At 30.0% G+C, this 16,446-nt stretch carries 17 protein-coding genes; 10 read left to right on the plus strand and 7 right to left on the minus strand.

Annotated features, from left to right (window positions below):
* Positions 1–39: 39 nt before the first annotated feature.
* Both BUB36_RS16075 and BUB36_RS16080 read right to left on the minus strand, forming a co-directional pair.
* A complete protein-coding gene (locus tag BUB36_RS16075; RefSeq protein ID WP_073152614.1) occupies positions 40–1,206 on the minus strand; it encodes a M20 family metallopeptidase in 1,167 nt (388 codons plus the stop codon).
* A 158-nt stretch (positions 1,207–1,364) separates the two neighbouring features.
* Positions 1,365–2,549, minus strand: a complete 1,185-nt coding sequence (locus tag BUB36_RS16080; RefSeq protein ID WP_073152617.1) for a hypothetical protein — start codon at positions 2,547–2,549, stop codon at positions 1,365–1,367.
* A gap of 197 nt (positions 2,550–2,746) precedes the next feature.
* On the opposite strand from BUB36_RS16080, the gene BUB36_RS16085 reads away from it, so the two are divergent.
* Entirely contained in the window at positions 2,747–4,600 is a 1,854-nt protein-coding gene (locus BUB36_RS16085; RefSeq protein ID WP_073152620.1) for a helix-turn-helix domain-containing protein, read from the plus strand.
* A 272-nt stretch (positions 4,601–4,872) separates the two neighbouring features.
* Here the strand turns inward: BUB36_RS16085 and BUB36_RS16090 are convergent, their stop codons facing one another.
* Both BUB36_RS16090 and BUB36_RS16095 read right to left on the minus strand, forming a co-directional pair.
* Complete coding sequence (locus BUB36_RS16090) at positions 4,873–5,601, minus strand: AIR synthase related protein (RefSeq protein WP_073152622.1); 729 nt, start codon at positions 5,599–5,601, stop codon at positions 4,873–4,875.
* A gap of 14 nt (positions 5,602–5,615) precedes the next feature.
* The gene (locus BUB36_RS16095; RefSeq protein ID WP_073152625.1) at positions 5,616–6,101 is read right to left on the minus strand and encodes an ECF transporter S component; all 486 of its coding nucleotides are present in this window, start codon (positions 6,099–6,101) and stop codon (positions 5,616–5,618) included.
* 206 nt (positions 6,102–6,307) lie between these two features.
* Here BUB36_RS16095 and BUB36_RS16100 point away from each other — a divergent pair, with 206 nt between their 5' ends.
* The 7 genes from BUB36_RS16100 (at position 6,308) to BUB36_RS16130 (ending at position 12,634) form a co-directional block, all read left to right on the plus strand.
* Positions 6,308–7,009: a DUF421 domain-containing protein gene (locus BUB36_RS16100; protein WP_242655875.1), complete on the plus strand. Its 702-nt coding sequence runs from the start codon at positions 6,308–6,310 to the stop codon at positions 7,007–7,009.
* 137 nt (positions 7,010–7,146) lie between these two features.
* Positions 7,147–7,848 carry a YetF domain-containing protein gene (locus BUB36_RS16105; RefSeq protein ID WP_073152630.1) on the plus strand — a complete coding sequence of 234 codons (702 nt, stop codon included), beginning with the start codon at positions 7,147–7,149 and terminating at the stop codon, positions 7,846–7,848.
* A 251-nt stretch (positions 7,849–8,099) separates the two neighbouring features.
* Complete coding sequence (locus BUB36_RS16110; RefSeq protein WP_073152633.1) at positions 8,100–9,086, plus strand: acyl-CoA dehydratase activase; 987 nt, start codon at positions 8,100–8,102, stop codon at positions 9,084–9,086.
* Positions 9,087–9,155: 69 nt separating this feature from the next.
* Positions 9,156–10,157, plus strand: coding sequence for an acyl-CoA dehydratase activase-related protein (locus tag BUB36_RS16115; RefSeq protein WP_073152636.1), 1,002 nt, complete (start codon positions 9,156–9,158; stop codon positions 10,155–10,157).
* Positions 10,111–11,214, plus strand: a complete 1,104-nt coding sequence (locus BUB36_RS16120) for a CoA protein activase (protein WP_073152640.1) — start codon at positions 10,111–10,113, stop codon at positions 11,212–11,214. The genes BUB36_RS16115 and BUB36_RS16120 overlap by 47 nt, the downstream gene beginning before the upstream one ends.
* Positions 11,215–11,597: 383 nt before the next feature.
* A complete protein-coding gene (locus BUB36_RS16125; RefSeq protein ID WP_073152643.1) occupies positions 11,598–11,948 on the plus strand; it encodes a CidA/LrgA family protein in 351 nt (116 codons plus the stop codon).
* Positions 11,945–12,634, plus strand: coding sequence for an LrgB family protein (locus BUB36_RS16130; protein WP_073152645.1), 690 nt, complete (start codon positions 11,945–11,947; stop codon positions 12,632–12,634). The genes BUB36_RS16125 and BUB36_RS16130 overlap by 4 nt, the downstream gene beginning before the upstream one ends.
* Before the next feature lie 27 nt (positions 12,635–12,661).
* Here BUB36_RS16130 and BUB36_RS16135 read toward each other — a convergent pair whose 3' ends face one another.
* Positions 12,662–12,868 (minus strand): alpha/beta-type small acid-soluble spore protein, encoded by a 207-nt coding sequence (locus tag BUB36_RS16135; RefSeq protein ID WP_073152648.1) that lies wholly within the window; start codon positions 12,866–12,868, stop codon positions 12,662–12,664.
* A gap of 256 nt (positions 12,869–13,124) precedes the next feature.
* On the opposite strand from BUB36_RS16135, the gene ubiB reads away from it, so the two are divergent.
* Positions 13,125–14,813 carry a 2-polyprenylphenol 6-hydroxylase gene (gene ubiB, locus BUB36_RS16140; RefSeq protein WP_278247858.1) on the plus strand — a complete coding sequence of 563 codons (1,689 nt, stop codon included), beginning with the start codon at positions 13,125–13,127 and terminating at the stop codon, positions 14,811–14,813.
* Between the two features lie 69 nt (positions 14,814–14,882).
* Here ubiB and BUB36_RS16145 read toward each other — a convergent pair whose 3' ends face one another.
* Complete coding sequence (locus tag BUB36_RS16145) at positions 14,883–15,086, minus strand: hypothetical protein (protein ID WP_073152650.1); 204 nt, start codon at positions 15,084–15,086, stop codon at positions 14,883–14,885.
* A gap of 274 nt (positions 15,087–15,360) precedes the next feature.
* On the opposite strand from BUB36_RS16145, the gene BUB36_RS16150 reads away from it, so the two are divergent.
* On the plus strand, positions 15,361–15,672 hold the full coding sequence (locus BUB36_RS16150; protein WP_073152653.1) for a YerC/YecD family TrpR-related protein: 312 nt from the start codon (positions 15,361–15,363) through the stop codon (positions 15,670–15,672).
* Between the two features lie 140 nt (positions 15,673–15,812).
* Here BUB36_RS16150 and BUB36_RS16155 read toward each other — a convergent pair whose 3' ends face one another.
* Positions 15,813–16,412: a thiamine phosphate synthase gene (locus BUB36_RS16155; protein WP_073152656.1), complete on the minus strand. Its 600-nt coding sequence runs from the start codon at positions 16,410–16,412 to the stop codon at positions 15,813–15,815.
* Between the last annotated feature and the right edge of the window lie 34 nt (positions 16,413–16,446).

Here is a 16,446-nt window from a genome sequence, read left to right on the forward strand (position 1 = left end):
TAACTGTTTTACTGGAATATCTATATTATTTTTCTTTTTTTAAAATTTTTCAAGAAAATCAACTGCAAATTGAGCATACAATGCTGAAGCTACTTCTAAAGCATCTTCATCAATATCAAATTTTGGATGATGATGTGGGAAATATTCTAACTTTTTGTCGTTTCTTGAACCTACAAAGGCAAAGACTCCTGGTGTTTTTTCAGTAAAGAATGAAAAATCTTCACCGCCTGTGGTTTTTTCAAAAGTTATAAGGGCATCCTTACCCCTTATTTTTTCTACAGCTTTTTCCCCTATTGCAGACATTTGGGGATTATTTATTGTAGGGATGACAAGCTGCTTATAATCAACTTCAACCTCAGCTCTATAGCTCTTGGCAGTATTTTCAGCTACCCTAGTAATCATTTCCTCAAAGGAATTATTTATTTCCATGCTGAAGCATCTTGTAGTTCCTTCTAGATGGGCTTTCCCTGCAATAACATTGAACCTTGTTCCAGCATTAAACATACCGATACTTATAACAGCAGGATCTAAAGGATTGATTTCTCTACTAACAAGGGATTGAAGATTCATAACTATGGAAGATCCAACAACTACTGCATCAATACCTTGATTAGGCATGGAGCCATGTCCGCCTTTTCCTATCACATCTATTTTGAATATTCCAGCGGATGCCATTCTTGGACCAGCCTCTATGGAAACTTTACCAGCATCTATATCATTCCATAGATGAATTCCGAAAACTCCATTGACACCTTCCATTACCCCTTCTTCTATCATTTTTTTAGCACCCTGCGCCACTTCTTCACCTGGTTGGAAAAATAATTTTACAGTACCGCTAAGTTCAGCCTTAATATCATTTAATATTTTAGCTGCCGTTAGTAATCCTGCAGTATGACCATCATGGCCACAAGCATGCATAATGCCAGGAGTCTTTGATTTATAGTCCTTATCATTTTCTTCATTTACTTCAAGGGCATCCATATCGGCCCTTAGGGCTATAGTTTTACCTTCAGAGGAGCCTCTAATAATTCCAACTACTCCAGTTCCAGCAACCTTACTACATTCAATTCCCATTTTCGTTAACTCTTCTACAACTCTATCAGAGGTTCTTTCTTCTTTCATACTTGGCTCAGGATTCATATGGAACTCTCTTCTTAAGTCAATGGCGTATTGTTTATATTTTTTTGCCAGTTCTTTAATATTCATTTAAAATACCTCCCCTAATTTAATATAGTAAAATAGAATCTTGTAAGACCTTGGTATGGATTAGGAATGAATTTTGAAAGCTTTTCAATATCCTTTCTAATCCTGTTTAAACTTATTTTCATAATACTTCTTTTATAAAAACGAGATGTTATGATGGGCTATAATAGATTGATAAATATACCTGCAACTATTACAGATACAATCGTAACTGTTGTAAATCCTCCCACCAGCATTTTTGGAAGCATCTCATCCATAAGGAATTCTTTTTCCTCATCGGTTTCAGTTAGGGCCTTTGATGCTTCTTCAGTAAGAATATAGTTTGGTGGGAATCCATAAAGAGCAGTAAGAGCTATGGCAAAGGACATTTCTTTAGTGTACCCCAATTTTTTACCAATTAACATTGAAAGTACAGCCATTCCAAATACACCTATAACTATAATTCCTGCAAGGGGAATAGCTATTTTAGCAAGCATTGATGGTGTAGCTTTAGCAAGACCTGCAAATATGAATGCCATTAGTCCTGTGATCAAGAAGCCAAAAGAACTTGAAAGATTTAGAGGTCTTTGCTCTACGAAACCTAATTCTTGAGCAATTACACCAAAGAATAAACACATAACAAATGGAGAGATATCAACCACTGGCTTTATAAGGTTTGCAAATCCCACAGCAGCCCATGCAGTTATACCAAGCTTTGCAAGTATTACATAGGTTGTTAGGTAATTCTTTGGTACGGGGGGTATAAGTTTTTTGTGGGGTTTAGCTTCTTCATTAGTTTCAGTCTTTTTAGAGGGTTTTAATTCACCGCTTCTAAAACCATTAAGAAGTCTTGTTCCCTCTTTTTTCAACATAAGAGCTGTAAGGGGATAACCAACAAAACCCTGCATTACATAAGTCACAATAGCAAGCACCGCTAAATCATCCATACCCATATTAGCAGCAGCCTCAGACATTATGATTGCAGCTACGATACCACCTGTTAGTGGAGGAGTAGCAATTACAACTGTCTCCCAGCCAAAAATAACTCTACCTAATGTAAGGGTAAGTGCACAAATGCCTACAATTCCTACTAAAGCTACAGTGATAGTTTTCCATTGGCTAATTAATTCCTTTATAGTTAGCAGTGTACCCATATGAGTTATTAATAAGTACATGGATAAATAAATAATTGGCTTTTGAAAGCCTGCAAGGTCAACGATATCCTGTGGGAAGAAAGTCCAAAATCCAAACAAAAATAATAGTGCAGCAACAAATACCGATGGAATAAAAGCCTTAGATTTAGTAGAAACAATGTCTCCTATGGCTAAAACCACCAATACGATAGAAAATGCCATCAATAAACTCATGTACTAAAACCTCCTTTGTTAAATATATTTAATATATTCTTATATTCTAAAGATTCTACCAGTTTTAATATTTTTTTCTATGGTGCTAACAACAAAATTTTATAGACAAATTTAGTGTATTCTTATACAATAATAGACATAAATAAATTTAAACTTTGATGAGTATTAAATAAATATATTATATGAAGGTGTATATAATGGATAGTTCATTACTTAAAATAAATAAACTTAAGGAACTTTTAGAAGCCAGCAAACTGCTTAATTCTACACAAGATACCGATTATATACTAGAATTTTTGTTAAAGAAATCTCTTGAATTAATTAAAGGTGGAGATACGGGAGTAATTTTTATTTATAATAAGGATACAGAGATGCTGGAGATAAGAGCTTTTGTGGGCTTTGATAGCAATATTACAGAGGTCAATCTTTATCCAGGGGAGTCCATGACAGGTATTGCTTTCCAAAAACAGGAAACCATGTTTTTTAATAATCCTCATGATATAAAAATTGCTATGGGAACCATGAGAGAAAAAAATATGAAAATACTTCAGCAATCCTTAAATAAAAAACAGAATGAGCTTTTAGGATCCATATGCTGCCCTTTGATATACAGAGAAGAATGTATCGGGGTAATAGTTATAGATAATTTTGAAAACCATGTTGCACTAAATGAAGAGGACGTATCTCTTTTAGAAGCAATATCTGTTCAAGCGACTATAGCTATAATAAATGCACAAAATTATGAGAGGCAATTAAAAAATAATGCGGATTTAGAGAAATATAATAAGATGTTAAAATCTGAAAGAAATAAGTATAAATATTCAACGGGTCTGCATAGTAGATTTACCGAAATGATACTAAATGGCTGTAGTGTGGAGGATATTATTTTAGAAACATCATCACTACTCAAAAGAGATATTTTTATTATTGATTTATTTTACAATATTAGTAACTATGTTTTTAGTTATTACACTGATATAGATACTGTTAAATCAATAAATTATAATCTAATAAAATATTTAAGAGAGAACAAAACATCAAAGTATTTCAATGATGATAAAAACCTTCATTTTTATTTTTCTCCTATAATGGTGAACAGAGATACATTGGGTTGGCTTTGTATCGTAGCTGATAATGATGAATACTCAGAGCTTGATAATATTACTGTGGAAAGAAGTGTGACAATACTTGCCCTTGAGTTATTGAAACTAAATGAATTAAGTAATATGGAACAGACTCTTAAGGGGGATTTTCTAGATAGTCTTATCGTGAATCAAAATAAAGATTATATTGTAAAGTGTGCCAAAAACTACGGATTTCGTTTTGATATGAAACATCAAATAATTGTTATTGAAGTTGAAAGGGATAAGGTAGCCATTAGTGAAGAAGAACATCAAAAGAAATTTAATAAATATATAAGATATTATTATAGTGTTATAAATGAAAAGATAAATAGGATTTTCAATAATTCTATAGCCTTAATCAAGGGCAATAAGATTATCATTATACTTCAATTAGATAATGATAATAACAAGGATAAGATAAAGCTTTTTTTAGAAAATATTGTGACGGAAAATAATATAAGTTTTTTTACTAGATATGGCAATAAGAAGGTTAGAGCAGGAGTAAGTGATGAAATTAATAGTTTGGAAAACTTTAAGACCTCCTATTCTAATGCTATACAAGCAGTAAGGATGACTAAAAATATCGAGGGTGAAAATCTATATTATTTTTATGATGATCTAGAAATAAAAAAAATGCTTTTAAATAATGACAAAAAGGATCTTGAATATTTTATTTCAAAAACCCTAGGACCTCTTTTAAATTATAAAAAGAATACAAGAAACGAGTACTTGGAAACTCTTAAAATTTACATTAAGAGTAATGGAAACTGGACTTATACAAAGGACTATCTTCATATACATGGTAATACCCTTAGCTATAGACTAAAGAGAATAATGGATCTACTAAATATAGACTTAAATGATTACAATCAAAGACTGAGGGTCCAGATAGCCTTTGAAATACTTGATATACTGCCTGTTATATAAAAGATGTAGGATTAAGATAAAAATTAGTAACAGCTATAGGAATTTAAGTAAAGACTTTAATTTATACATGTCCAAAATGCCCAGAAGCATTGCATATTTGCACATGTATAAATTAAGTTTTACTATGTAAATCCTATATAGTAATTTAAGTGAAGACTTTAAATACTAATAATATATTTTATTAATGAATATTAATACCTTTTTACATAAATAGTAATAGAAATGTAAGAATTTAATAGATAAAGGGGGTAAAAACCCTCTTGAAAAACATTTTAGATTATTTTTCCTATTAGACTAATAGGGATACCGAGGTCATTCTTAAATTTAGATTTGCTTATAGCTATAATTACAGTACATGGACCTGCAGATTTATTAATATCTATTTTTAGATTATTAATAAAACGAATTTTTATAGATCGATATTTATTTAGATTATCTAATTCTCCCTTAATTCCAGATGAACCAACGGGGATAACTTCTTTTATATTTTCCTTTTCTAATTCTAAAACTTTTCTTAATATTTTAAGGTCCGATATCAAAGCTTGATTTTCTAAAACTTCATTTCCAATGCTTGGATTACCGATAGCATATATATAATCGCCACTGGATAGCTCCTTAATTAAAATATCATTTTTATTTATAATTCCAATGATGGTTATACCTAGGGCTGTCATGTAAGTTTCCATATTTTTTTCAGTACTTATTGTAATTGGTATATCGAAACCTGCTTCAGATAATTCATCCATAACTCCCTTTAAAATGTTATTTCCCGTTGGATTAGGTTCATTACATATATTTACCGTAATACCTATGGGTGTAGCTCCAATAGACAGAATTTCCATAAGACATACTCTTGTAGTATATTTTCCAGTAATATTAGGAGGCACCATTACAATATCTTTTTCCTTTAAACCTATTGCTCCACAGGAATCACAGGCTATAGCTAGGAATTGACTATCATTTAGGTGTATAAAGCTAACATCTCTATGGGTATAAAGCATTTTTATCAAATCCTTTAATCATTGAATATATTATTTTTTAGTGGTATGTATATTAAAATAGAAAGAATGACATTTAAAGCACTTGCTGTTAATAAAAATGGAAGTGTTCCTAAGAAAAACGACCATCCAAATTGGGGAAATAATAGTAAAACTAGAGGTGATACAACCCCATTTAATAATATTCCAACAAATGCAGCAGTAAATATATTGGTTCTCCTATATGTAAATCCGTATAAGTAAACTGAAACAAGCATCATAAATGCCACTATTAGGTGAACTGGAGCTGTAAGATAAAAGCCTTTATTTACAGCAATTATTAGATGACCTATAAAGGCGATTAGCCCACCTTCTAAACTTCCTAAAAGTAGCCCTGCTAAATATCCAGACATGGAATCTAAGCCTAAGGTTCCTACGGGACTAGGAATAGGAATATACGCTCCTATAAAACTAAGGGAGATAAACATTGCTATTAATACTAATTTTTTTGTATTAATTTTCATATAACATTCCTCCATATTAAATTAGTCCTAACTTGATATAAAAAGAAATAATTTAGACTTATTGCTTTTAACGTATATAGTATATTATCTTTCACCTATTATTTCAATTATATTTAATATTTTTGCTATATAAATTGTAAATCTAGAAATAATATAAATATATATAACTAATATTTATTTCGTTTTATAATCAATGAAAGGATGAAATGATGGAGATAAAGTTTTTAGGAGAGTTAACCCTTCAATTAATTTTAGGTTTTTTTGCTCTTCTATTAATTACTAAAATCTTAGGGAAAACCCAAATAAGTCAGGTAACACCCTTTGATTTTATTTCTGCTTTAGTATTAGGTGAATTATTAGGGAATGCAATTTATGATAAAGATACAAATATATTTATATTTCTATATGCAGTTTTTTTATGGACATTTTTAATATATATGATTGAACGAATAACACAGAAATTTAGAAGAACTAGAATATTTTTTGAAGGTGATCCTTCAATTTTAATTAGGAATGGGTACATAGATTTTGAACAATTAAAAAAAGAAAAGCTAGATATAAATGAACTTATGAGCTTGCTTAGGGGAAGGGATATTTTTTCGATTAGAGAAGTAAAATATGCTATTTTAGAGCCAAATGGATCATTAAGTATATTAAAAAAAGCTAAATATGATACTCCCACAAGGGAAGATTTAAATTTAATCAATAGAGAAGTATATTTACCTGTAGCTTTTATTTTAGATAGGGAGATTATTTTTGAAAATCTTAAGGCTTGTGGACTTGATGAAGAATGGCTTAAAAAAGAGCTTGAGGCTAATGGGATAAATGATATAAATGAGGTCTTTTTTGCTGAATGGAAGTTTGATGAAGGGTTACATGTTGTCCCTTTTAGGAAAAAAAATTCTTAAGAGATTTTTAAAAATTGTAGAAATATATATCATGTATTTTTGACATAGGAAGTTAGATTTTACTATGCAAGACCTATATATATAATTTTTAATTAAAAACAATAAGAGTTTATGAGTTATAAAAAAGGAGTTGTGATATGAAAATAAGATTTGTATATACAGTTATAGAGTTAATCATAGGTTTTATGGCCCTTTTTATTATTACTAAGATTATTGGTAGAAGACAGCTAAGCCAAATTGCACCCTTTGATTTTATTTCTGCCATAGTGCTAGGAGAATTATTAGGTAATGCCATATATGATAAAGAAGTTGGTATATTCTATATATTAAGTACATTACTGATATGGGCAGTATTGATGCTTATAGTTGAAATGCTTACACAAAAATATAGCAAATTAAGGGGTTTTTTGGAAGGTAATCCTTCTATAGTGATTAGAAATGGCTTAATTGATCGTAAAGAATTAAAAAAGAATAAAATTGATATTAATGAATTATTAAATCTACTTAGACAAAAAGATGTATTTTCTATTCGTGAAGTCGAATATGGAATTTTAGAGGCCAATGGGAAATTAAGCATTTTGAAAAAATCCAAATATACACAACCAAATGTTGAAGACTTAAACTTGCAGAAAAAGCCTGTTTATTTACCAGTTACCTTAATTAACGATGGTGAAGTGCTATGGGATAACCTTAAGAACTCTGGATTTGAAGAAAATTGGTTGCAAAAACAATTACAGTTACAGGGCTTTAATAATGTAAAAGAAGTTTTTTATGCTGAATGGAAGCAAGATGAAGGAATACATGTAGTACCTTTAAATATAAATAATGCAAACAAATAATGATTTTTAAAATATTATGTCCTATCAAAAAAATCATTAAATTAACACATATAAAATGTTTTTTACAGATAATATTAGTTTTAGTATATATTTTTTTAATTTTTGTTAATAATATAAAACTGATGAAATACTTAAAATATAAAAGCTCAATAAATCATTTATATTTTGATTTTTCCAATATATATTAGAGAAGTTGTTTATTCAAAAAAATCAAAATATAGATTTATTAGCACATTAGAAGGGAGAAAGAAATGAAAGAGATATATCTTGGAGTAGATGTGGGTTCTGTTAGCACAAATATTGTTGCTATGGACTCTAATAAAAATATAGTAGATACCTTATATATAAGAACGAAGGGTAAACCAATAGAAGCATTAAAAATGGCATTTATGCAAATAAAGGATAGGTTGCAAAGAGATATAGAGGTACTAGGTGTAGGAACTACAGGTAGTGGGAGACATTTAGCTGCTATTATGCTGGGAGCTGATATAGTTAAAAATGAAATAACAGCCCACGGTGTAGCGGCATTAAATATTGTACCCGATGTAAAAACTATAATTGAAATAGGTGGACAAGATTCCAAAATTATTTTACTAAGAGATGGAATTGTATATGATTTTGCTATGAATACAGTTTGTGCAGCTGGAACAGGTTCTTTTTTAGATAGACAGGCTGAAAGGCTGGGGATTCCAATTGAGGAATTTGGAACTCTTGCATTAAAATCAAAGTCACCTGTGAGAATAGCAGGCAGATGTGCAGTATTTGCAGAATCTGATATGATACATAAGCAGCAACTTGGACATAATCAAGAAGATATTATCAACGGATTATGTGAAGCTATGGCAAGAAATTATCTTAATAATCTAGGTAAAGGAAAAGAAATTAAGCCTCCTGTTATTTTTCAAGGAGGGGTTGCAGCTAATATAGGGATAAAAAGAGCATTCGAAAAAATATTGGGATGTAATATTATTGTTCCAAAGTATGCAAATGTTATGGGAGCGATTGGAGCATGTCTTTTAGCTAAAGATGAAGTTGCAAACACAGGAAAAACTAAATTTTTAGGATTAGACATAGCTGACAGCAGTTTTAATGTAAAAAGCTTTGAATGTGAAAGATGCCCCAATATGTGTGAGGTTGTTGAGTTTTATAGAGATAAAAAATTAGTAGCTAGATGGGGAGACAAATGTGGTAGTTGGGGTAATATACAAGTAACACAAGATAATGAAAAATTAGCATAAAAGTTGCTGAGGTTAAAGTTTTCTAGTTTCAAGGTGAATGAGTACAGAGTAAGATAATGGAGGTAGATTATGCCTATAAAAGTTGGTATTCCAAGAGCGCTTCTTTTTTATGAGTATTTTAGGTTATGGATATCTTTTTTTGAAAACCTAGGTGCTGAGGTTGTAGTGTCGGAAAAAACTAATAAGGAAATTATAGATAATGGAGTTAAAAGTACCGTCGATGAAGCTTGTCTGCCTGTAAAAATATTTCATGGACATGTTTTAAACTTAAAGGATAAGGTAGATTATATCTTCATTCCAAGATTAACAAGTGTTAATAAATACGAATATATTTGTCCCAAGTTTTGTGGTTTGCCTGAAATGATAAAATATTCATTAAAGGATGTACAAAACATTATTGATACTAATATAGATTTTAGAAAATCCAAAAAAAATCTAAATAAAACTATTATAGAAATAGGAAGATATATTACTAGAGATGTAAATGAAATAAAAAAGGCATTTAAAAATGCCTTAGAGCAACATAATGAATATCATTCTCTCATGAAAAAAGGATTATTACCTATTGATATATTAGAAAATAATTATATAGAACAATTAAATGAAGAAGTAAAGGTTGTACTCTTGGGGCATCCCTATAATATATATGATTCATATTCAAGTATGAACATTATAAAAAAACTTAGAGGATATAAGCTTTCTGTTATAACTTGTGATGCTTTAAATAGGAATGTTATAAATCAAAATGCAGAGACTTTGGATAAAAAGATGTTCTGGAGCTTTGGGAGAAAAATACTTGGAACTGCTCTTTATGCCATGGAAGATAATGAAGTTTGTGGGATTATATATTTATCATCCTTTGGATGCGGGTTAGATTCGGTTATAGCAGATATTGTAGAAAGAAGAATAAGAAGAAGTTCTAATAAGCCCTTTACCCTATTAACTATTGATGAACATACGGGGGAAGCTGGTATAGATACTAGAATAGAAGCCTTTGTAGATATGATTAGATGGAGGGAAAAAAATGAAAATAACCTTTCCACACATAGGAAATTCATATATCCCAATTAAAGCATTGTTTGATGATCTAGGAGTAGAAACAATAGTACCACCAAAATGTAGTAAAAAGACGTTGGAGCTTGGAACAAAATATGCTCCTGAATTGATATGCTTGCCCCTTAAAATCAATCTTGGTAATTATTTAGAAAGTATTGAAAAAGGAGCAGATACCATAGTTATAACGGGAGGTTGCGGTCCCTGCAGATTTGGTTATTATTCAGAGGTACAAAAGGAAATTCTAAAGGATTTAGGATATGATGTAGATATAGTTGTTCTCGAGGCACCAGAGGGGGATAGAGGTGAATTCCTTCGTAGAGTTAGTAAAATAGCAAATACAAGAAATATTATAAAAATAGGAAGGAGTTTAAAGAATTCAATTACTGTATTAAAAAAGTTAAATAGATTTGAAGAAATGGTTCTTAAAAAAAGACCCTATGAGATTAATGAAAATCAGATTGATAATCTATATGATAGACTTATAAAAAACTTAGAAGCGAGTAGGGGCTCAAAGGAAATGACAGAGCATTTGAATAAAGCTTTGAAGATAATAGAGGAAGTTCCATTAGATAAAAACAGAGATGTCTTAAAAATAGGATTAGTTGGAGAAATATATACAGTAATAGAAGATTTTTCAAATCTGGATATCGGTAAAAAATTAAATAAAATGGGTGTTGAGGTACATAAGTCCCTTAGTACAGGGGAATGGATTTCAGAAATGTTGATTTATAGAAGCTTGGGCTTATCAAAGGAAGTAAAGATATGGGAAGCAGCAAAGCCTTATATTAAAACCTGTATTGGAGGCCATGCTAGAGAAACCGTTGGCAATACAGTATTATATTCTAAGAAAGGATACGATGGAGTTATACAATTAATGCCCTTTACCTGTATGCCAGAGATTGTTTCAATGAGTCTTATGCCAAGTATTCAAGCTGAAAATGATATTCCTATTTTATCCCTTATCATAGATGAAATGACTGGAGAAGGTGGGTATCTTACAAGGCTAGAGGCCTTTGTAGATCTATTGAGAAATAGAAAAGAAAAAGGACAATATGCAGAAAAGCTATCTTAAGATAAAAACTATGGTATTATATTTATAAAACATACCATGGTTTTTATTTTTGCTAAGAAGCTAAAACTTTTTTTATAAGAAATTATATGTTTGAATTTAAGTAAATTCAAGTAACAGAGATGAAATGCAAACTATTATCAGTAAAATTTTAGAATCAAGAATTAAGGTTTTTAGACCTAAAAGAATGACCTTAAAACTTGGAACATGGAACTTGTAACTAAAATGCGTTGTCAGATGCCTTTGCCCTAACATCAAATGTATTGTATTAATATAAGAAATATGATAAAATGACATCTAAAAATGTATACTTATTAAACTTAACTTGTTCAAGAATCGGATAATAATAAATGCTATGTGAATAAATATGAATAGAGGTGACGTTTTTGAAATTTCTTAGACAGCTGGGCATTATATTGATTATTGTATTTTTAGGAGAATTTATTAGGAAAATATTTAATCTTCCCTTACCAGGAAATGTCCTTGGAATGATCATATTATTATGCCTTCTTTCATTAAAAATTATTAAAGTAGAAACCATAGATGATATAAGCAATTTTATGTTAGAGCATTTACCCTTCTTTTTCATACCTGGTGGAGTCAGTTTGATTTCTAATTTAGAATTACTTAAAAGTAAGGGACTAATTATTTTATTAATATGTTTGATTTCTACTGCTATTGTTATGATTGTTACTGGACTAACCATCCAATTATTAAAAAGGAGTTTTAAAATATGATGGAAATATTAAGCACGCCAATTTTTGGAGTTATTATCTCCATAGTTACCTTTGAAATTGGACTATATATGTATAGAAAAACTAAAATAGCAATATTTAATCCTTTGTTGATTAGTATGATTCTAATCATAGCTTTCCTTCTTAAGTTCAATATATCTTTAGAGGCTTATAATAAAGGAGGGGAGTTAATATCCTTTTTTCTAGGACCAGCTACGGTTATATTAGCGGTTCCGTTGTATAAGCAATTTAATATCTTTAAAGCTAATGCATTACCCATAATTATAGGGATAACTATTGGGTCTATTACTGCAATTATTAGTGTTTCCTTTTTATCGAAGCTATTTGGTTTATCTGATACCATAGCAAGATCATTGATACCTAAGTCAATAACTACACCTATTGGTGTAGAAGTATCGAACCAGATAGGTGGTATACCAGCTATCACCATAGCAGCAATAGCTGTTACTGGTATATCAGGAGCTGTTATTGGACCATTTATACTGAAAATATTTAGGATTAAAGATAAAGTTGCAGCTGGTGTGGCGTTGGGTACTGCATCCCATGCTATAGGAACATCAAAGGCTATTGAGATAGGAGAAACAGAGGGTGCTATGAGTGGTCTTGCCATAGGGATAGCTGGATTAATTACAGTAATTATAGTTCCTTTACTTATTGGTTTGCTTTAAAGATTAGGGACAGTATGTCCCTGATTTTTATTTTATCAATTCCTTTTCTGCCATTTCAACAAGTTTTTTAGTCATATGTCCACCTACATATCCTCCAAAAAATATATTTTGACCAGAATCAAGTCCACTTTTATTAGTTAGAAAATTTTTTGTTATTCCCAACTCATTGGCTATTTCATACTTCATTTCATTCAATGCTTTTATTGCATTTGGATCTACAGGACCCTTAACCATAATATTTTCACCTCACTCATAATAATTCTTTATATATTATTTTTTGATACTGCTTGTCGATTAATACAAGGTAATAAAAGGGTATAATATTATAATTTTTAGAGTTGGTTATGTTTAAGCAAAAGCTTATTAAGTCTAGAAATAAAAGATTATTATGAGAAATTGAAACTATAGGCTTGACAAAATAAAAAATATAATAAAAAATGTAGTCAAGCAGAATACAGATAATAAGTTTATTAATAGGTTGTGATATTAATTGATACAAATTAGTAGATATAAGCATATAAAACGCTATAGGGAAATAATTAGGGTATTTATGAAGCATGGTTTTGGTACCTTGCTGGATCAGCTAGGTATACTAAATTATGTGAATATAAAAAAGAAAATAATTGATAAAGAAGAAAAAAAGAAGCAACTATCAAATGGAGAAAGGCTTAGGTTGGCATTAGAAGAACTGGGGCCTACCTTTATAAAACTTGGACAAATAATGAGTACAAGGTCAGATTTAATGCCTTCAAGTATTATAAATGAATTAGAAAAACTCCATGATTCAGCATTACCCTTTCCCTTTGAGGAGGTTAAAAATCGTATAGAATATGAACTAGGTGAAAAGGTAGAAGATATTTTCATCGAGTTTAATGAAGAACCTTTGGCAGCAGCTTCAATAGGGCAAGTGCATTTAGCTAGGATAAAGGGCGGACAAAGAGTTGTGGTTAAGATACAAAGACCAAGAATAGAAGCAAAGATTGAAGAGGATATTAACATATTGAAGGATTTAGCTTGGTTTATTGATAATCATACAAAGTACGGAAAACTATATGAATTTAGCACTATGGTAAAGGAATTTCAAAAGACTTTAAAGGATGAACTGGATTTTAGAACGGAAGGTGAACATACAGAAAAATTCAAAAGAAACCTATCAAAAAATAAAAATATTGTTGTACCATCGGTTTATTGGGATTACACGACTAGATGTGTATTGACCTTAGAATACATAGAAGGCACTAGCCTTAGTGATTATGAAGCACTAAAAAATCAAAATATTGATTTTAAGCTTATTGCTAGAACTATATCAAAATCAATATTTGAACAGATACTAAAGGATGGTTTTTATCATGGAGATCCCCACCCTGGTAATATTAAGGTTTTTCCTGATAACAAAATTGCTTTTTTAGATTTTGGTATGGTTGGTATTCTGAGAGAAGAGCGAAAAAAGCAGTTTTTGAAAATGCTTCTGGGAATTGCCTTTAAAAATAGTAAACTTATAGTACAGGCTATAATGGATCTAGGTGCAATGACGAAACGTTCCGATGCAAAAAAACTTCAATACGAAATAGATAATTTAAGGGATGAATATATCGAGCTTCCAATAAATCAAATAAAGCTTGGAGAAATTTTTAATAAAATTTTTAACCTATCATTTAAATATGATATAAGGATACCCCATGAGTTTACAATGTTGGTAAAAACCTTAGCTACAATGGAAGGTGTTGTTGAGAAACTGGATCCAGAACTAAATATATTAGAAATAGCAGAGCCTATAGCTAAAAAGCTCATGTTTAAGGTATTTTCTCCAGAAACAATTAAAGACTATATAAAAGAGGGTATATTTGACTATGGAAATCTTATAAAGGAGTTTCCAGACATTATCCTTAATTTTTTTAGAAAGATGGAAGATGAAGATTATACTTTAAATTTTAAACTTAAAAGTATTGACGATATATTAAAGCGTTTTGATAGGATAAGTAATAAGATTTCCTTTAGTATTGCATTACTGTCATTAAGTATTATTATAGCAGGATTTATAATAGGTTTTGCTATGGCAGCTACTGTTGAAACAGAAGCTTATATATTTAATCTGTCAATTCTAAAAATTGGATTAATAGCTGCTGTATTAATGTATTTATGGTTGATATTTTCAATATTTAGAACTGGGCGGTTTTAATGGTATTGTTATGTAGTTTACTTTAAAAAAGACCTCAAATTTGAGGTCCTTAATTTTTATATAAGAATTTTATTCGAGATCCATATCTTTATAAAACTTAGATGTATCTATCATATCCACATCATTTTTCATTGACCAAGGCATGACATAGGCATTTTCTTGTTTTGGTATGATATTGTAATTCCTTGAGTTATAGGTTTTGTCTATTAGATTCATAGCTTCTATAGCAGTAGAATTTGAAGAATCATCTTTTTTTTTCTTATCGTTATTCATTATTTTCACTCCTCAATTTTTAATATTTTAACTTAATATCAATAATTGCTGTATAAATATATTATTTCTTTTAATACAGAAATTATTAATTGAGAAAATTTTGGTATAATATATATAAATACGATAAAAATTCAATGCTATTAGAGCAAAATTTTTTTGCGGTGAATGATTCATATACCGCAATAGAGGGCATTAATAAATCAAGATAGAAAAGATTTATTGGGATTTCTATAATAAACTTAGATTTGAAAAATTACTATGGGGGGTGAATAAAATGACATATAATTCAAAACTAGCTACGGAATTTTTAGATGAGCTTTTTGATGCAATTTTGCTGCTTGAAAATAGAGAAGAGTGCTATAGATTTTTTGAAGATATTTGTACTATTAAGGAAATGCAAGCGATTTCTCAAAGATTGCAGGTTGCAAAACTGCTGAGGGCTAATAAAACCTATCATGAAATAGAAAAAATAACTGGGGCAAGTACAGCTACCATTAGTAGAGTAAATAGATGCCTTGTTTACGGTGCAGATGGATATAATATAATTCTAGATAGAATTGGTAATATTGAAAAGGATAAAAAATAAAGAAATAAAGTTTAATTTACTTAGGTAGACACTGAGAAACCTTTTACACTATTTATAGATTTTTATAAAGGGAGCTAAAAGGAAACATCGGTGTCCAACTTTCTTCCAAAAAGGATATGAGTATACATCTATATCCTAATCTAGTATTTTCTTAATTGACTTTTCAATTTTTTAGCAGCCAAATAAGGTTTAGTAGATGCCATTATATATGACATTACAGCTATTCCATCAGCTCCAGCTTCAGTAGCACCTCTAATATTACTTTCATTAATTCCACCTAGGGCAATTACGGGAATGTTTACTTTTGATTTAATATCTTTTATTAGCTTAATTCCTTTAGGCTTAAGACCTTTTTTACAATCAGTTTTAAATATATGACTAGCTAAAATATATTTAGCTCCATATCGCTCTGCTTTTACAGCTTCTTCAACACTATGAACCGACAATCCAAATAATATTCCATTTAAGTTTAATTTTTGTTTTAAATAGTCCTTAATACCTATATGAAAAAAATTAGCATTTGCAATTTGAGCTATCCTTAAGTTTCCATTAATAATTAACTGAGCACCAAAGGAATTGGTTATATTTCTTAGTTTAAATGCTATGGGAAGTAGATCTTCATATGATAAATCCTTTTCACGAAGTATAATAGCATCGGTTCCTCCCCTTAATGATTCTAGAATCACATTATAAAAATTACCAGACTTTACTAATTTTCTATTGGTTATGAGATAAAGCACATTAGTCGTCCTCTCTCAATATATTGATGTTTTT

This window comes from Paramaledivibacter caminithermalis DSM 15212 (assembly GCF_900142245.1).
Classification (GTDB): Bacteria; Bacillota; Clostridia; order Peptostreptococcales; family Caminicellaceae; genus Paramaledivibacter; species Paramaledivibacter caminithermalis.